Source organism: Pseudomonas sp. LS2P72, from assembly GCF_054897865.1.
This window is the reverse complement of the sequence record NZ_CM142708.1, coordinates 2,685,775-2,703,433: the sequence shown is the minus strand read 5'-3', so window position 1 is coordinate 2,703,433 and position 17,659 is coordinate 2,685,775. Positions and strand designations below refer to the sequence as shown.

The window sequence follows — 17,659 nt, the reverse complement described above, 5'->3', positions numbered from 1 at the left end:
CCACAGGGATGTTGTTTACGCCGCAAATCCACTGTGGGAGCGAGCCTGCTCGCGATGGCGTCATTACGCCTTGTCGCGAAACAACCACGGCTGGCTCGCACGGTGCTTGGCTTCAAACGCCGCAATCGCCTCGTGATCCTGCAAGGTCAGGCCGATGTCGTCCAGGCCGTTGACCAGGCAATGCTTGCGGAACTCGTCAAGTTCGAAGCTGTAGACCTTGCCGTCAGGCCGGGTCACGGTCTGGGCTTGCAGATCAACCGTCAACTCATAGCCAGGATTCGCCTCGACCTGCTGGAACAACTCATCAACCTCAGCGTCGGTCAAGATGATCGGCAGCAAGCCGTTCTTGAAGCTGTTGTTGTAGAAGATGTCGGCGTAGCTCGGCGCAATGATGCTGCGAAAACCGTACTCTTCCAGCGCCCACGGCGCGTGTTCACGGCTGGAACCGCAACCGAAGTTCTCGCGGGCCAGCAACACGCTGGCGCCTTGATAACGTTCGGCGTTGAGCACGAAATCCTTGTTCAGCGGACGTTTGGAGTTGTCCTGGTAGGCGTAACCCACGTCCAGGTAACGCCATTCGTCAAACAGGTTCGGACCAAAACCGGTGCGCTTGATCGACTTCAAGAACTGCTTCGGAATGATCTGGTCGGTGTCGACGTTGGCACGGTCCAATGGCGCGACCAAACCGGTGTGTTGGGTAAAAGCTCTCATGTACGGTTCCTCAGATCAGTTCGCGAACGTCGATGAAACGACCGTGGACGGCAGCCGCCGCGGCCATGGCCGGGCTGACCAGGTGCGTACGGCCACCGGCGCCCTGACGCCCTTCGAAGTTGCGGTTGGAAGTCGAAGCGCAATGCTCGCCCGACTCCAAGCGGTCCGGGTTCATCGCCAGGCACATCGAGCAACCCGGTTCACGCCACTCGAAACCGGCTTCGAGGAAAATCTTGTCCAGGCCTTCGGCCTCGGCTTGCGCCTTCACCAGGCCCGAGCCCGGCACCACGATGGCTTGCTTGATGGTCGAGGCGACTTTACGGCCCTTGGCGATCACCGCCGCAGCGCGCAAGTCTTCGATCCGCGAGTTGGTGCAAGAACCTATGAACACGCGGTCCAGTTGAATGTCGGTGATCGCCTGGTTGGCGCTCAAACCCATGTATTTCAAGGCGCGTTCGATGGAACCGCGTTTGACCAGGTCCATTTCCTTCGCCGGGTCCGGCACGTTCTGATCAACCGCCAGGACCATCTCTGGCGAAGTGCCCCAGCTGACTTGCGGCTTGATCTGAGTGGCGTCGAGTTCGACGACGGTGTCGAACACCGCATCGGCGTCGGACACCAGGTCTTTCCAGGCTTCGACCGCCATGTCCCATTCCGCGCCTTTCGGGGCAAATGGACGACCCTTGACGTAAGCCACGGTTTTTTCGTCGGCAGCCACCAGGCCAACACGCGCGCCGGCTTCAATAGACATGTTGCAGATGGTCATGCGGCCTTCGACGGACAAATCGCGAATGGCGCTGCCGGCGAACTCGATGGCGTGGCCGTTACCGCCGGCGGTGCCGATCTTGCCGATCACCGCGAGCACGATGTCCTTGGCGGTCACGCCGAACGGCAATTTGCCCTCGACCGACACCAGCATGTTTTTCATTTTCTTCGCCACCAGGCACTGCGTGGCGAACACGTGCTCGACCTCGGAAGTCCCGATGCCGTGGGCCAATGCGCCAAACGCGCCGTGAGTCGAGGTGTGCGAGTCGCCGCAGACCACGGTCATGCCCGGCAAGGTGGCACCCTGCTCCGGACCGATCACGTGGACAATGCCCTGGCGCACGTCATTCATTTTGAATTCGGTGATGCCATATTCGTCGCAGTAGTCATCGAGGGTCTGAACCTGCAAACGCGAGACCTGGTCAGTAATCGCTTCGATGCCGCCCTTGCGATCCGGAGTGGTCGGTACGTTGTGGTCTGGGGTGGCAATGATCGAGTCGACGCGCCAAGGCTTGCGCCCGGCCAGACGCAGGCCTTCGAAAGCTTGGGGCGAAGTCACTTCATGGATGATGTGGCGATCTATATAGATCAGCGACGACCCATCGTCGCGCCGTTTCACTTCATGGGAATCCCAAAGCTTGTCGTAAAGCGTTTTGCCGGCCATCAGACGGTCCTCATCAGCGTGTTTCTATGCCGTGGATTTTGAAAAACTCAATAACCCCTTGGCTTGTGAGGTCGATCCTAGGGGGTTACATTAAATAACTCAAATTCATATTTTTCATGCTTTGGATAACCAACTGGAATACCGCAAATGGACCTCGCAAACCTCAATGCTTTTATCGCGATTGCCGAGACTGGAAGCTTCTCCGGCGCTGGCGAACGGCTGCACCTGACACAACCGGCCATCAGCAAGCGTATCGCCGGGCTTGAACAGCAATTGAAGGTGCGCCTGTTCGATCGCCTGGGCCGTGAAGTCAGCCTGACCGAGGCCGGACGCGCCTTGCTGCCGCGGGCCTATCAGATCCTGAATGTGCTGGACGACACTCGCCGCGCCCTGACTAACCTGACCGGTGAAGTGAGCGGTCGCCTGACCCTGGCCACCAGCCACCACATTGGCCTGCACCGCTTACCCCCCTTATTAAGGGAGTTCACCCGACGTTACCCGCAAGTGGCGCTGGATATTCAGTTCCTCGATTCGGAAGTGGCCTACGAAGAAATCCTCCATGGCCGCGCCGAACTGGCGGTCATTACCCTGGCGCCGGAGCCCCACGCACTGGTCAAGGCCACGCCGGTGTGGGACGACCCGCTGGACTTCGTGGTCGCCCCGGAGCACTCGCTGATCAGCCACGGCCCGGTCAGCCTGGCGGACATCGCCCTGCACCCGGCGGTATTCCCCGGCGGCAACACCTTTACTCATCACATCGTCCGGCGCCTGTTCGAAGCTCAAGGCCTGACGCCGAACATCGCCATGAGTACCAATTACCTGGAAACCATCAAGATGATGGTCTCGATTGGCCTGGCCTGGAGCGTGTTGCCGCGCACCATGCTTGATGATCAGGTTGCGAGAATACCTTTACCGGGCATACAACTGACTCGCCAGCTAGGCTATATCCTGCACACAGAGCGGACGCTGTCGAATGCGGCACGGGCCTTCATGGCCTTGCTGGATGCGCAAATCGATCTGCCAGGGACTCTCGGCTAAGTTGTGCTACTCCTATATGAGCCTCGAGTCACTGAACCTGATACCCCACTCAGCCAAGGCTTGCCAATGCCGAAATCTGTTGACCGTATTCCGCCAATGCCGCGTATACAGGCGCTTGACCCAAAACGGTCCGAGCAGAGCTGGGAAAGCGCCCCACAATTGCTGGCCGCCCTCAACGGTGCACGGTTGGGCGCCTGGTACTGGGACATCGAGCGCGGGCAGATCAGTTGGTCGCGGGGTACCCAGGCATTGTTCGGCTTCGATCCCCGGCAACCGCTGCCGGAGGATCTGGAATACCTCGACTTGCTGCCGCCAGAGGATCGGGCGAAAACCATTCGCGCCTTCGACGCCGTGATCGCCGGCGCCCCGCTGGAACAGGCGATGCATCACCGCATCCGCTGGCCCGACGGCAGCCTGCACTGGCTGGAGATCAACGGCAGCCTGCTGCCGGACAAACACGGTCGACCACGGATGATTGGCGTCATCCGTGAAATCACCCACCAGCGCCAGCGCGAACAGGCGTTGAGCAGCTCGGAAAAACGCTTCGCCACGCTGTTTCACCTGTGTCCGAACATGGTGCTGCTGACTCGTCAGGAAGACGGCCTGATCAGCGAAGCCAACCAGTATTTCGAAAGCCTGTTTGGCTGGCCAGTACAGAACGCTATTGGCCGCACCACGCTGGAACTGGGCCTCTGGGTGCATCCGGAGCAACGGGCGCAACTCGTCAAAGCCACCAAGGCCAAGGGCGAACTGATCAACATGGAGGTGCAATTTCGCGCCAGCAACGGCCAGATCCACGACGGCATCCTCAGCGCGCAAAAGGTCGAGCTCGAAGGCCAGCCTTATCTGCTGAGTACGTTCCTTGACACCACCGAACGCAAAGCCGCCGAACATGCCCTGAAAGATAGCCAGGAGCGCCTCGACCTGGCGCTGGATTCCGCGCAACTTGGCACCTGGGACTGGCACATTCCCAGCGGCATGCTGTACGGCTCGGCACGCGCCGCCCAGTTGCACGGACTGGACCCCATACCTTTCCATGAATCCTTCGACGATTTTTTTGAAGGCGTGCCCGGCGAAGAGCGCGATACCATGCGCGACGCCTATCGCAGCCTGCGAGAAGGTCCTGCCGGCAATTATCAACTGACCTACCGCGTGCAAATGCCGGACGGTAGCTCGCGCTTTCTGGAAAGCCGCGCCCGACTCTATCGCGATGAAAACGGTGTCCCGCTGCGCATGGCAGGCACCCTGCTCGACATCACCGATCAGGTGGAGCGTGAGCAGCTGCTGGTAGCGTCCGAAGAGAAGTTCGCCACCCTGTTCCAGGTAAGTCCGGACCCGATTTGCGTGACCCGTCAGGACACCGGCCAATTTATCGAGATCAACTCCAGCTTCACCCAGACCTTTGGCTGGAGCGCCGCCGACGTGATTGGCCGCAGCGCCGACGAAATCGGTCTATGGGACGCATCGGCGCAAAGCCTGCGACGCATTGAGCAGGTCATCCGCGAACAGGGTCTGAACAATGTGGCGATCCTCGTTCAGCACAAAGACGGGCAAGCTCTGACCTGCGTGCTTTCCAGCCGCCAGATCAGCGTCGGCGACCAGCCGTGCATTGTCACCACCCTGCGCGATATCACTCAGCAGCAACGCTCGGAAGCCGCACTCAAGGCCAGCGAAGAGAAGTTCGCCAAGGCCTTCCACTCCAGCCCCGACGCCATCACCATCACCGAGCGCGACACCGGGCGTTATCTGGAGGTTAACGATGGCTTTTGCCGCCTGACCGGTTACCGCGCCGATGAAGTGGTCGGTCGCACGGTGTATCAGGTCGGCATCTGGGCCGAGGAAAAACAACGTTCGGCGCTGCTCGCCGAACTCCAGATCAAGGGTCGGGTACTTCATCAGGAAATGCTCGGACGCAATAAACGTGGCGAGTTGCTGACCGTCGAAGTCTCGGTAGAACCGATCATCCTCAACGAAACCGCCTGCCTGCTGCTGACCGCGCGGGACGTCAGCCTGCTGAAAAACGCCGAAGCGCAGATCCGTCACCTGGCCTACCACGACCCGCTGACCAACCTGCCCAACCGCGCCCTGCTGATGGATCGCCTGAGTCAGCAGATTGCCCTGCTCAAGCGCCACAACCTGCGCGGCGCCCTGATGTTTCTCGACCTTGATCACTTCAAGCACATCAATGATTCGCTCGGTCATCCGGTGGGCGATACCGTGCTGAAAATCATCACTGCGCGCCTCGAAGCCAGCGTGCGCATGGAAGACACTGTCGCGCGCTTGGGCGGTGATGAATTTGTGGTGCTACTCAGCGGGCTCGAAGGCTCGCGCAACGACGTCAGCGAGCAAGTCCTGCAACTGGCGGACACCTTGCGTGAACTGCTGTCGGAGCCGATGTTCCTCGACGGACAACGCCTGCAAGTAACCCCGAGCATCGGCATCGCGCTGATTCCCGATCACGGTTCGACTCCGACCGACCTGCTCAAGCGCGCCGACATCGCCCTCTACCGGGCCAAGGATTCGGGTCGCAACACCACGCAGATGTACCACAACTCCATGCAGAAGGCGGCGAGCGAACGCTTGCGCATGGAAACCGACCTGCGCCTGGCCCTTTCCCGGGGTGAGTTCCGCGTGCATTACCAGCCTCAGGTCGACGCCCGGAACGACCGCATCGTCGGCGCCGAGGCGCTGGTGCGCTGGAACCATCCAGAACTCGGCGCACAATCGCCCACCGAGTTCATCAAGGTGCTGGAAGACAGCGGGCTGATTCTGGAAGTTGGCACATGGATCATCGATGAAGCCTGCGCCGCCTTCAAACAACTGATCGCCAAGGGCCTGGTCGATCCGCTGGACTTTAGCCTGTGCGTCAACATCAGCCCGCGGCAATTTCGCCAAAACGACTTCGTCGAACGCATTGAACACAATCTCGTCAGCCACGGCCTGCCCAGCTCGCTGCTGAAACTGGAAATCACCGAAGGCATCGTGATCCAGAACCTGGAAGACACCATCAACAAAATGCGCAGCCTGAAAAAACTCGGCGTGAGTTTTGCCATGGACGATTTCGGCACCGGTTATTCCTCGCTGACCTATCTCAAGCGTCTGCCTGTCGACACCTTGAAAATCGACCAATCGTTCATCCGCGACGCCACCACTGATCCCAACGACGCCGAGATCATCCGCGCCATCGTTGCCATGGCCCGCAGCCTGGAATTGAAAGTGATTGCCGAAGGGGTAGAGACGCCGGAGCAGCTGGAATTCTTGCAGGGGCTGGGCTGCCATTTTTATCAAGGGTATTTACACAGCCCGCCACTGCCGGTGGAGGACTTTCAAAAGCTCCTCAAGTGACACGGACCTTGTAGCAGCTGCCGAGCAGCGCGAGGCTGCGTTCGGCTGCGAAGCAGTCGTGAAAATCAGGCGATGCGGTGTGTCAGTAGGACCAAGTGCATAGGTTCTACGACTGCTACGCAGCCGAACGCAGCCTCGCAGGCTCGACAGCTGCTACAAACCGGCCCAAAAAAGGGCGCCAGTGGCGCCCTTTTCATTGCTCTGCCTTAGTGCTGCAGCGCTGGCTTTTGCGTCCCGTTGATCGGGATGCGTTTGGCTTTAGCCTCTTCCGGTATCACTCGCAACAGGTCGATGCTCAACAAACCGTTGCTCAGGCCGGCGGCCTTGATTTCGATATGGTCCGCCAGACGGAAGGACAGTTTGAAGGCACGCTGTGCGATGCCTTGGTACAGATAAGTGACGGCTTCGGTCGCGTCGCGCTTGCCGCCGCCACTGATGGTCAGCACACCTTTTTCCACTTGCAGCTCCAGGTCTTCTTCCTGGAAGCCGGCAGCCGCTACGACGATGCGGTATTGGTCGTCGCCGTGTTTTTCCACGTTGTAAGGTGGGTAGGTGCTGCCTGGTTCGTTGCGCAGGGCGGTTTCGAACAGGTCATTGAAACGATCGAAACCCACCGAGGAACGGAACAGTGGTGCCATGGAAAATGCAGTACTCATGATTCAAATCTCCTGAAAACAATCAGCAAGTTTTTTTGTCTCCGCGACCCGATTTCGGCATCGCGTAATCCTTAAATAAGGACCGCTGATTGCTTTTCAAGAGATTGCTTACAGATTTTTTTCAGGCGGCTTCGCACACCTGAAGCCCCAGTAAACGCGAGACCTGATCCAGTTCGGTCTCGCGACGCAGGACGGTGAACAGCTCGATCGCTTCGGGATAATTGCGGGTCAGCATCGCCAGCCACTGCTTCAAGCGACCCGGCGATTGGCGTGGCGTCATCTGCGCCTTGGCTTGCAGCCAGAAGTCCTGAATCAATGGCAGCAGCTCGGCCCAGGTCATCTCGACGACGTCCTCACCGGCCCGCGCCGCCGCGATTTGGCGTGCCAGGTCCGGACGCGACACCAGGCCGCGACCGAGCATGATGTCCTCGACGCCGCTGATTTCGCGGCAACGACGCCAGTCTTCGACGCTCCAGATGTCGCCATTGGCGAACACTGGAACCTTGACCACATCCTGCACCCGGGGGATCCATTCCCAATGGGCTGGCGGCTTGTAGCCGTCAGTTTTGGTCCGCGCGTGAACCACGATGTGCGCCGCGCCACCTTCGGCCAGGGCCGTGGCACACACCAGCGCACCGTCCGGGCTGTCGAAACCGAGGCGCATCTTGGCAGTCACCGGAATGTGCGCCGGAACGGCGCGACGCACGTGTTCGACGATCTGGTTCAGCAGCTCAGGTTCCTTGAGCAACACCGCTCCGCCACGGGACTTGTTCACGGTCTTGGCCGGGCAGCCGAAGTTGAGGTCAATGACCTCCGAACCCAGTTCACAGGCCAGCGCAGCGTTTTCCGCCAGGCATACCGGATCGGAACCGAGCAACTGCACCCGCAGCGGCACGCCGGACGCGGTGCGGGCGCCGTTCAACAGTTCCGGGCCAAACTTGTGGTAATAGGCAGGCGTGAGCAGTTGATCGTTGATCCGAATGAACTCGGTCACGCACCAATCGATACCGCCCACACGGGTCAGCACGTCCCGCAGGATGTTGTCGACCAACCCCTCCATGGGCGCCAAAGCAATTTGCATGAAAAACACACTCAACGAAAAACGTGCGGCAGTTTACTGGATTGCGCGGAAAATCTGCAGAACATCGCAGATTCCCCTGTGGGAGTGAGCCTGCTCGCGATAGCGGTGCATCAGCAGCATCACTGTTGGCTGACACAACGCTATCGCGAGCAGGTCGAATCGTCGCACCGTCGCTCCCACATTAGATTTTGGATGCTTCGAGATTTTTCGACAACAACGCCGGGCCGTAGCCCTCGATGAATTCCGCCGGCATGCGCTTGGGCTTGCCGGTCGACAGTTCGATGCAGACGAAGGTGGTTTGCGCGCGCAGTAACGTGGTGTTGTCGCTGGGGCGCTTCAACTGGAAGTGTCGGGTCATTTTCAGGCGCTGGTCCCAATCGACGATCCACGTCGCCAATTGCAACTCATCGCCTTCATAGGCTGCGGCCAGGTAATCGATCTCGTGCCGCACCACCGCCATCGCCCGATCCAGCCGACGATACTCGACCAAGTCCAGGCCAAGCCGCTGGGAGTGGCGCCAGGCACAGCGTTCGAGCCAGGTCACGTACACCGCGTTGTTCGCGTGCCCCAACCCGTCGATGTCCTCTGCGCCGACTTCCAGATCAATGATAAATGGCGTTGCCCGATCCCAGCCCATGCCCCACTCCCGGTCAGAAAATTTTCACCGGGGCAGTGTAACGGATGCTCAGGCCGATTGGCGCGATTGCAGACTACGACCTGCGAGCAACGAGAGAACGCCTTCGATCACCCGAGGGTCAGCCAGCACCCGTTGATGACCACCCGCTTCCAGGCGCAGTAAACGGCTGTCGAACCAGGCTTCGCTGATCAGCTGCGATTCCTTGACCGGAACGTAGTTATCATCTTCGGCGTGAACGATCAGGCCGGGCATGTCGAGCTGATAGTGCGCGACATCCAGCGCCGCAGCGCGCATGCCGACGTCTCTTTCAACCTGACGAATGAACGCCGAACGGGCTTTCGGTGGCAGACGCACATAGCGCGCGAAACCGCGCAACACGGCGAGAATCCGCGCCGGGGCAGCGATAGTGACCAGGGTTTCGGTACGCAACCCCAACTGAACAGCGAGCATGGCACTGGCGCCGCCCATGGAGTGACCGATGACGGCTTGCAGCGGCGGCAACTCGGCAGCGGCTTCAAGCATGGCCCGGGCGAACAGCACCACATTGGCTTCGCGACCTGGCGAGCGACCGTGGGCCGGACCGTCCAGCGCAACCACGGTGTAACCGGCATCGACCAACGCGGTGATGAGGCTGGCAAACTGCGTCGGCCGGCCTTCCCAACCGTGCATCAGCAACACCGCGGGGCCTTGCCCCCAACGCAGCGCCGAGAGGCCGAAACGCAAGGTGATTCGCTCGGATTTCGCCAGCAACGGCAATTCCCAATCACGCGGCGGCAGTTCCCGCGGTGTCATGAATGCCAGTCGCATTTTGCTCGCAACCAGTTTCGGTGCGAACCAGCCCAAGGTGCCATTAACGCCACGAACCCACTTCAACGTGCTCATCGCTCTCACTCCTCAGGCTAATACCTTTAGGTCACAGCACCGCAGACTTGGCGGCGCGCAGCAATCGATCGGACAATTCTCCTGGCCCCAGCGCGCGAGCCAAAGCCAAACCACCGACCATCAGGGCCATATCGGCCAAGGCTTTGTCGGTGTCTTCCGGGCTGGCCGCCAACTGCGCGACCATCATTTCCACATGCTCATTCAATGCCACGCGAAACGCATCCGGCAGGCGCCCCAGCTCACCGACAGAAGCCGGAATCGGGCAGGCTGACTCAGAGGAATCACGGTGTTTGCGTGACAGATAAAACGCAGCCACCAACGCGCGACGTTCTTCGCCGGTCAATTCGGCATCCATGTCGGCAATCAAGCCACGGCGATGGCCGAGCAGCTGCTTGAACGCTTCCAGCATCATCGCGTCCTTGCTTTCGAAGTGCGCGTAGAAGCCGCCGACGGTCAGGCCGGCCGCGCCCATCACTTCGCCCACGCTCGGTTCGGCCGGGCCGCGCTGAATCAACGCTGTGCTGGCAGCCTTGAGGATGCGTTCGCGGGTTTGAGCTTTTTTATCGTTCATCGTTGCCTCCGAATATTACGACTAGAATATTATTCTCATAATAATTTTACGCAAGTCGTGGATGTGACCGCTGGTCTGAAGAACAGTTTGAAAGAAATAGGGGATTTGGCCAAACGCCAGACAAACAAAAGGGCCATTCAATAATTGAATGACCCTTATAAAATCCCGCAGAGCGGGTAATCGTGGCGTCCCCTAGGGGACTCGAACCCCTGTTACCGCCGTGAAAGGGCGGTGTCCTAGGCCACTAGACGAAGGGGACGCAAAACCTTCTATACAACTGATCAGTGCTGAGAGCTGATCGATTCAAGGCCGGTGTGGCCAGACCTTGAATTGTAAAATTGGTGGAGCTTAGCGGGATCGAACCGCTGACCTCCTGCATGCCATGCAGGCGCTCTCCCAGCTGAGCTAAAGCCCCGGATTTTTCGCCTCGCGGCGGAGCGACATCTTGCAACATCGCTTCTGTAAAACTGGCGTCCCCTAGGGGACTCGAACCCCTGTTACCGCCGTGAAAGGGCGGTGTCCTAGGCCACTAGACGAAGGGGACGCAAACCCTTCTATACAACAGATCAACGCTGAGTGTTGATCGCTTCAAGGCCGGTGTGGCCAGACCTTGAAGTGTAAATTGGTGGAGCTAGACGGGATCGAACCGTCGACCTCTTGCATGCCATGCAAGCGCTCTCCCAGCTGAGCTATAGCCCCTCATCGCTGAGGACGGGGCGAATCTTAATGGCGCATCGGAAGGCTGTCAAACTTATTTTTAAAATATTTCAAAGTTTTTTGCCGACATAACAATCACTTACCGCCCTCCCCCGTAAATCCGGGGGTGTATCCGTTCTTGTAGCAGCTGCCGCAGGCTGCGTTCGAGTGCGTAGCGCTCGCGATTCAGCCACCCTACCCTTTCAGACAGATTGTGCTGCTGCCATAAGGGGCTGCTGCGCAGCCCAACGCAGCCTTCGGCAGCTGCTACAGAGAACAGTGGGAATCAGGCGATGTTGCCCAAGAGTTTTTCCCACTCCTTGTTTTCCTTCTTCGACACGCCGCCCAGCAGGTCGATCGCCTGGCGCAGACGGAAACGGGTCAGGTCCGGGCCAAGGATTTCCATCGCATCGAGCACCGACACCGAACTGGCCTGGCCAGTGATCGCGGCAAACATCAGTGGCATGGCGTCACGCAGCTTCAGCTCCAGGGATTCGACCACTGCCTGAATCGTTGCAGTGATGCTGTCTTTCTCCCACTGACGCAGGCTTTCCAGCTTCCACAGGATTAACTGCATCAACTGACGCACCTGATCGCCCGACAGCTTCTTGGATTCAAACAGCTTGGCGTCCGGGTTCACGCCACCGGCGAAGAAGAAACCGGCCAGCGGCGCAACCTGGCTGAAGGTTTCGACGCGGCCCTGTACGTGCGGCGCGATCTTCATCATGTATTCCGGGTTCAGCGCCCATGTTTGCAGGCGCGAAGCGAACTCTTCCACCGGCAGGTCACGCAGCCATTGGCCGTTGAGCCACGACAGCTTCTCGACGTCGAAAATCGGCCCGCCGAGGGAGACGCGGCTCAGGTCGAAGTTATCGACCATTTCCTGCAGCGAGAACTTCTCGCGCTCGTCCGGCATCGACCAGCCCATGCGACCGAGGTAGTTGAGCATCGCTTCCGGCATGAAGCCCATGCGCTCGTAGAACGTCACCGAGGTCGGGTTCTTGCGCTTGGACAGCTTGCTCTTGTCCGGGTTACGCAGCAGCGGCATGTAGCACAGCTGGGGTTGTTCCCAGCCGAAGTACTCGTACAGCAGAATCAGTTTCGGCGCCGATGGCAGCCACTCTTCGCCGCGCAGAACGTGGGTGATGCCCATCAGATGGTCATCGACGACGTTGGCCAGGAAGTACGTCGGCAGACCATCGGTCTTCATCAGCACTTGCATGTCCATGCGATCCCACGGGATCTCGACGTCGCCACGCAGCATGTCTGGAACGACGCAAACACCTTCGCTCGGGACTTTCATGCGGATCACGTGCGGCTCGCCGGCGGCCAGACGACGATCGACTTCTTCCTTGGGCAGCAACAGCGCACGGCCGTCGTAACGCGGGGTTTCGCCGCGAGCCATTTGCTCGGCGCGCATCTGGTCCAGCTCTTCAGCGGTGCAGAAGCACGGGAAGGCATGACCCATTTCAACCAATTGCTGGCAATGCTTCTGGTAGATATCGCCACGCTCGCTCTGACGGTAAGGACCGTGCGGGCCGCCAACGTCCGGGCCTTCGCTCCAGTCGATACCCAACCAGCGCAGGGCGTCGAAAATCTGTTGTTCGGACTCGCGGGTCGAACGCAATTGGTCGGTGTCTTCGATCCGCAGGATGAACTCACCGCCGTGCTGCTTGGCAAAGCAGTAGTTGAACAAAGCGATGTAAGCGGTACCTACGTGGGGATCCCCGGTAGGCGATGGCGCGATGCGAGTGCGGACGGTGGTCATGGCAAGTCTCGAAATGAAGATAAAACAAAGGGCGAATGGTAACAGGCGTTGCCCGCCCGGCTCCAGTGAGCAGGGCATTTAAGCCAAGGTTGCGTCTACAACGCGCTCTAGACTGGTGAATTGCCGGTTATCAGCCGATGGCATTTACCCATCATTCTGTGTGCAAGATTTGACCATTGATAAATTCCTTACAATTTCTCGACTACCTGTTGCCATGTTGAACCCAGACTTCGCCGGGCCGCAGTTCAATCAGATCCAGATCATCCGCGCGCTGGGCCAGCCGCTGATCATGGCGACCATTTCATTGATCGTCACGGCGTACATTCTGCCGCAGGATGCGGGGTCGGCGTCGAGTCTGTTCAACATCCTGCGCAACTTCGGCGGCGCGATTGGCATCGCCCTCCTCGCCACGTTGCTGGATGCGCGCAGCGGCCCCAAAACCTGACGCCGCGATGTGTCAGAACTAGATCGCTAGCGGGTTTTACGACTGCTGCGCAGCCGAACAGGGGCAAGCCCCCTCGCCACAGGGACCGCGTTTCGCCATCAGACGGTGATCAACCGCTCCCGCAGCTTGCCAATCTCGTCGCGCATCTGCGCTGCTGCTTCGAACTCCAGGTCGCGGGCGAGTTGGTACATTTTCTCTTCCAGCGCCTTGATACGCTTGGCGATCTCGCCCGGTGAGCGCAGTTCCGCTTCGTACTTGGCGTTTTCCTCGGCGGCCTTGGCCATGCCTTTGCGCTTCTTGCTGCGCGAACCCGGCACGGTGGCGCCTTCCATGATGTCGGCAACGTCCTTGAACACGCCCTTGGGCGTGATGCCATTGGCCAGGTTGAACGCGATCTGCTTGTCGCGACGACGCTCGGTTTCGCCGATCGCCCGCTCCATGGAACCGGTGATGCGATCCGCGTAGAGAATCGCCCGACCATTGAGGTTGCGCGCCGCCCGGCCGATGGTCTGGATCAGCGAGCGTTCGGAACGCAGGAAACCTTCCTTGTCTGCATCGAGGATCGCCACCAGCGAGACTTCCGGCATGTCCAGGCCTTCACGCAGCAGGTTGATCCCCACCAGCACATCGAAGGTGCCGAGACGCAGATCGCGGATGATTTCGACCCGCTCCACGGTGTCGATGTCCGAGTGCAGATAACGTACCCGCACGCCGTGGTCGGCCAGGTAATCGGTCAAGTCTTCGGACATGCGCTTGGTCAGCGTGGTGACCAGCACCCGCTCTTCCAGCGCCACGCGCTTGCCGATCTCCGACAGCAAATCGTCGACTTGGGTCAACGCCGGACGGATTTCGATTTGCGGGTCTACAAGGCCTGTCGGGCGGACCAGTTGCTCGACCACGCGACCAGCGTGCTCTGCCTCGTAATTGCCCGGCGTGGCCGAGACAAAAATCGTCTGCGGGCTGATGCTTTCGAACTCGTCGAAGCGCATCGGCCGGTTATCCAGCGCGGACGGCAGACGGAAACCGTATTCCACCAGCGTCTCTTTACGCGAGCGGTCGCCCTTATACATGGCGCCGACCTGCGGCACGCTGACGTGGGATTCGTCGATCACCAGCAAGGCGTCAGCCGGCAGGTAGTCAAACAAAGTCGGCGGCGCCTGGCCGGATTCGCGGCCCGACAGGTAGCGCGAGTAGTTTTCGATACCGTTGCAGTAACCCAGTTCGAGGATCATCTCCAGGTCGAAACGGGTGCGCTGCTCCAGGCGCTGGGCCTCAACGAGTTTATTGTTGGTGCGCAGGTAATCCAGGCGCTCCTGCAACTCGATTTTGATCCCTTCGACGGCGCCCAGCAGGGTTTCTCGAGGGGTCACGTAGTGGCTTTTCGGATAGAACGTGAAACGCGGCAGCTTGCGAATCACTTCGCCGGTCAGCGGATCGAAAGCGGACAGGCTCTCCACTTCGTCATCGAACAGCTCGATGCGGATGGCTTCGAAATCGGATTCCGCCGGATGGATATCGATCACATCGCCGCGAACCCGGAAGGTTGCACGGGCAAACTCCATGTCGTTGCGGGTGTATTGCAGATCCGCCAAGCGACGCAGCAACGCACGCTGATCGAGCTTGTCGCCGCGATCCACATGCAAAACCATCTTCAAATAGGTTTCCGGGCTGCCCAGACCGTAGATGCACGACACCGTGGTGACGATGATTGCGTCCTTGCGCTCCAGCAGTGCCTTGGTCGCCGACAATCGCATCTGCTCGATGTGATCGTTGATCGAGGCGTCTTTCTCGATGAACGTATCCGATGACGGCACGTAGGCTTCGGGCTGGTAGTAGTCGTAGTACGAAACGAAGTATTCGACGGCGTTGTTCGGGAAGAACGCCTTGAACTCACCGTACAACTGCGCGGCCAGGGTCTTGTTCGGCGCCAGCACCAGGGTCGGACGCTGAATCTGGGCGATCACATTGGCGATGCTGAAGGTCTTGCCCGAGCCGGTCACACCGAGCAACGTCTGGTGCGCCAGCCCGGCTTCGATGCCCTCGACCATCAGGCGGATGGCTTCCGGCTGATCGCCGGCGGGCTCGAAGCGGGTGACTAGCTGGAATTCAGACATGAAATACCTCTCGGTTTTCGAAGCAGGAGTCGCGCCTGTCCGGCGAACCGGGCAGCAACGGGAAAGACCGCAAACGACCGATGTCGCCCGAGGAAAAAACTGGATTGTGCTCAATGTGGAGCCGATTGCCCGCGCTTTCAAGGCAAACGTCCTACATCGGGTAAAACCTTTGACGACGCCAATCGACTAACGGTCGATAAATATTCGGAAAAACTTACCGCAAAAGCCGAATCGTCTGTCGCCATCAATCGCAGATGGCCTCTATACTAGCTCCCCGTTTGTGCACCGCTCTAGTGCATTCGGCTGGAGCGCGACACGTCCCTCCACTTTCCATTCAGAGCCGCCGCAAAATGAGCCTGTTCTCCGCTGTCGAAATGGCACCACGCGATCCAATCCTGGGCCTCAACGAAGCATTCAACGCCGATACCCGTACCAACAAGGTCAACCTGGGGGTCGGTGTTTATTGCAACGAGGAGGGGCGAATTCCACTCCTGCGCGCCGTTGTCGAAGCCGAGACGATTCGCGTCGCTCAACACGCTTCCCGTGGCTACTTGCCAATCGACGGCATCGCCGCCTACGACCAGGCTGTGCAGAAACTGCTGTTCGGCAATGACTCGCCGCTAATCGCTGCTGGCCGCGTCATCACCACCCAAGCCGTTGGCGGTACTGGCGCACTGAAAATCGGTGCCGACTTCCTCAAGCAATTGCTGCCGAACGCTGTCGTGGCGATCAGCGACCCGAGCTGGGAAAACCACCGCGCGCTGTTCGAAACGGCCGGTTTCCCGGTGCAGAACTATCGCTACTACGACGCCGCGACCCACGACGTAAACCGTGTTGGCTTGCTGGAAGACTTGAACGCCCTGCCATCCGGCTCCATCGTTGTCCTGCACGCTTGCTGCCATAACCCGACCGGCGTGGACCTGAGCCCGGCGGACTGGAACAACGTACTGGAAGTGGTGAAAGCCAAAGGTCACGTACCGTTCCTCGACATGGCCTACCAGGGCTTTGGCGATGGCATCGACGAAGACGCCGCAGCTGTACGTCTGTTCGCTGAATCGGGCCTGACCTTCTTCGTTTCCAGTTCGTTCTCCAAATCCTTCTCGCTGTACGGCGAGCGCGTGGGCGCCCTGTCGATCGTCAGCGAATCGAAAGAAGAAAGCGCGCGCGTGCTGTCGCAAGTCAAACGCGTGATCCGCACCAACTACTCCAACCCGCCGACTCACGGTGCAAGTATCGTCGCCGCCGTGCTGAACAGCCCGGAACTGCGCGCTCAGTGGGAAGAAGAGCTGGCTGAAATGCGTCTACGGATTCGCGGCATGCGCATCCAGATGGTCGACCTGCTGGCGAAAAACGCCCCGCAGCGCGACTTCAGCTTCGTCGGTCGTCAGCGCGGCATGTTCTCCTACTCCGGCCTGACGGTTGAGCAAGTGACCCGCCTGCGCAGCGAGTTCGGCATCTACGCCCTGGACACCGGCCGCATCTGCGTGGCCGCGTTGAACCAGAGCAACATCAACGTTGTGACTAAGGCCATCGTTGCGGTGATCTGAGTCGTCCGGTGATACGAAAAACGGGAAGCCAAATGGCTTCCCGTTTTTTATGGGTCTGTCTCAGATAAATCTCAAAGCAGCGACTGCGCCCTTTAAACTGCACACAAATCAACTGTGGGAGCGACGGTGCGGCGATCCGACCTGCTCGCGATAGCGGTCGTCCTGCCAGCATCAATGTTGAATGTAATGCCTTCATCGCGAGCAGGCTCGCTCCCACAGGTTATGAGTACACCCGAGAATTCTTACGAGAGCCAACATGAAAAACGATGACCTACGCGCCGACCGCGATGAGCTGGACCACTTCGTGCCTCGCACCCCGGCCAAACGCGGTAACAGCCTGGTGATGCAAGTCGCTGCTGGCGTGTTTCTCGGTGGCCTGGCCTTGTGGCTGGTGCAACTGGCCGCAACGATGTTGTACGCCAAACTGATGCTCGCCACCGTCACTTTCGGCGGTTAGGCCAGTTCGGTTGCGCGCTGGCTGGCAGCGTCGTCATAGGCGACGTAGAGCGATTCGGCGACCTGGCTTTTGATGGCCTTGGCGCTTTCCAGGCCCAATACAAAACCTTCTGCCTTGCCACCGGCACGGTTCAATTCATCAGCGGTGCTGGCCTGAGTGATTGCGTCGAACAGTTTTTCGGCATGAGGGCCGACGCCTTTGGGCAGGCTGATCTGAGCGATGCTCATGCGAACACCCCGTTATGGCGAGGTGTAATGGTTGGGTGATTCATGGCGCGTACCT

General features: G+C 59.4%; 14 protein-coding genes, 4 tRNA genes and 1 pseudogene. 5 read left to right on the top strand and 14 right to left on the bottom strand.

Going from position 1 to position 17,659, the window contains the following annotated elements; all coding sequences use genetic code 11:
• Positions 1 to 63: 63 nt before the first annotated feature.
• Positions 64 to 711, bottom strand: coding sequence for a 3-isopropylmalate dehydratase small subunit (leuD, locus tag ACYZUA_RS12455; RefSeq protein WP_461963326.1), 648 nt, complete (start codon positions 709 to 711; stop codon positions 64 to 66).
• Positions 712 to 721: 10 nt separating this feature from the next.
• Entirely contained in the window at positions 722 to 2,140 is a 1,419-nt protein-coding gene (leuC, locus tag ACYZUA_RS12450) for a 3-isopropylmalate dehydratase large subunit (protein WP_008151269.1), read from the bottom strand.
• 147 nt (positions 2,141 to 2,287) lie between these two features.
• Between leuC and ACYZUA_RS12445 the strand changes: the two genes are divergently transcribed.
• Entirely contained in the window at positions 2,288 to 3,178 is an 891-nt protein-coding gene (locus ACYZUA_RS12445) for a LysR family transcriptional regulator (protein WP_111450539.1), read from the top strand.
• Positions 3,179 to 3,244: 66 nt separating this feature from the next.
• Positions 3,245 to 6,523: an EAL domain-containing protein gene (locus tag ACYZUA_RS12440; protein WP_461963325.1), complete on the top strand. Its 3,279-nt coding sequence runs from the start codon at positions 3,245 to 3,247 to the stop codon at positions 6,521 to 6,523.
• Positions 6,524 to 6,729: 206 nt separating this feature from the next.
• Here ACYZUA_RS12440 and ACYZUA_RS12435 read toward each other — a convergent pair whose 3' ends face one another.
• The 10 genes from ACYZUA_RS12435 to gltX form a co-directional block, all read right to left on the bottom strand.
• Positions 6,730 to 7,179 (bottom strand): Hsp20 family protein, encoded by a 450-nt coding sequence (locus ACYZUA_RS12435; protein ID WP_033061859.1) that lies wholly within the window; start codon positions 7,177 to 7,179, stop codon positions 6,730 to 6,732.
• A gap of 121 nt (positions 7,180 to 7,300) precedes the next feature.
• Positions 7,301 to 8,260, bottom strand: coding sequence for a tRNA dihydrouridine synthase (locus ACYZUA_RS12430; protein WP_461963324.1), 960 nt, complete (start codon positions 8,258 to 8,260; stop codon positions 7,301 to 7,303).
• 181 nt (positions 8,261 to 8,441) lie between these two features.
• Entirely contained in the window at positions 8,442 to 8,897 is a 456-nt protein-coding gene (locus ACYZUA_RS12425; RefSeq protein WP_461963323.1) for an acyl-CoA thioesterase, read from the bottom strand.
• Positions 8,898 to 8,945: 48 nt separating this feature from the next.
• Positions 8,946 to 9,779, bottom strand: a complete 834-nt coding sequence (locus ACYZUA_RS12420; RefSeq protein ID WP_461963322.1) for an alpha/beta fold hydrolase — start codon at positions 9,777 to 9,779, stop codon at positions 8,946 to 8,948.
• Between the two features lie 31 nt (positions 9,780 to 9,810).
• Positions 9,811 to 10,350 carry a TetR/AcrR family transcriptional regulator gene (locus ACYZUA_RS12415; protein ID WP_461963321.1) on the bottom strand — a complete coding sequence of 180 codons (540 nt, stop codon included), beginning with the start codon at positions 10,348 to 10,350 and terminating at the stop codon, positions 9,811 to 9,813.
• A gap of 183 nt (positions 10,351 to 10,533) precedes the next feature.
• Positions 10,534 to 10,609: transfer RNA gene (locus tag ACYZUA_RS12410), tRNA-Glu, on the bottom strand.
• Positions 10,610 to 10,689: 80 nt separating this feature from the next.
• Positions 10,690 to 10,765: transfer RNA gene (locus ACYZUA_RS12405), tRNA-Ala, on the bottom strand.
• A gap of 53 nt (positions 10,766 to 10,818) precedes the next feature.
• A tRNA-Glu gene (locus ACYZUA_RS12400) sits at positions 10,819 to 10,894 on the bottom strand.
• A gap of 79 nt (positions 10,895 to 10,973) precedes the next feature.
• Positions 10,974 to 11,049: transfer RNA gene (locus ACYZUA_RS12395), tRNA-Ala, on the bottom strand.
• A gap of 283 nt (positions 11,050 to 11,332) precedes the next feature.
• On the bottom strand, positions 11,333 to 12,814 hold the full coding sequence (gene gltX, locus ACYZUA_RS12390; RefSeq protein WP_461963320.1) for a glutamate--tRNA ligase: 1,482 nt from the start codon (positions 12,812 to 12,814) through the stop codon (positions 11,333 to 11,335).
• A gap of 217 nt (positions 12,815 to 13,031) precedes the next feature.
• Here gltX and ACYZUA_RS12385 point away from each other — a divergent pair.
• Positions 13,032 to 13,244, top strand: a pseudogene (locus tag ACYZUA_RS12385) (EmrB/QacA family drug resistance transporter); the annotation flags it as partial.
• A 113-nt stretch (positions 13,245 to 13,357) separates the two neighbouring features.
• Here ACYZUA_RS12385 and uvrB read toward each other — a convergent pair.
• A complete protein-coding gene (gene uvrB, locus ACYZUA_RS12380; protein ID WP_461963319.1) occupies positions 13,358 to 15,373 on the bottom strand; it encodes an excinuclease ABC subunit UvrB in 2,016 nt (671 codons plus the stop codon).
• 350 nt (positions 15,374 to 15,723) lie between these two features.
• Here uvrB and ACYZUA_RS12375 point away from each other — a divergent pair, with 350 nt between their 5' ends.
• On the top strand, positions 15,724 to 16,920 hold the full coding sequence (locus ACYZUA_RS12375) for an amino acid aminotransferase (RefSeq protein WP_461963318.1): 1,197 nt from the start codon (positions 15,724 to 15,726) through the stop codon (positions 16,918 to 16,920).
• Between the two features lie 256 nt (positions 16,921 to 17,176).
• Positions 17,177 to 17,377 (top strand): hypothetical protein, encoded by a 201-nt coding sequence (locus tag ACYZUA_RS12370; protein ID WP_461963317.1) that lies wholly within the window; start codon positions 17,177 to 17,179, stop codon positions 17,375 to 17,377.
• Here the strand turns inward: ACYZUA_RS12370 and ACYZUA_RS12365 are convergent.
• Positions 17,374 to 17,604: a hypothetical protein gene (locus ACYZUA_RS12365; RefSeq protein WP_033061947.1), complete on the bottom strand. Its 231-nt coding sequence runs from the start codon at positions 17,602 to 17,604 to the stop codon at positions 17,374 to 17,376. The genes ACYZUA_RS12370 and ACYZUA_RS12365 overlap by 4 nt on opposite strands.
• Positions 17,605 to 17,659: the final 55 nt, after the last annotated feature.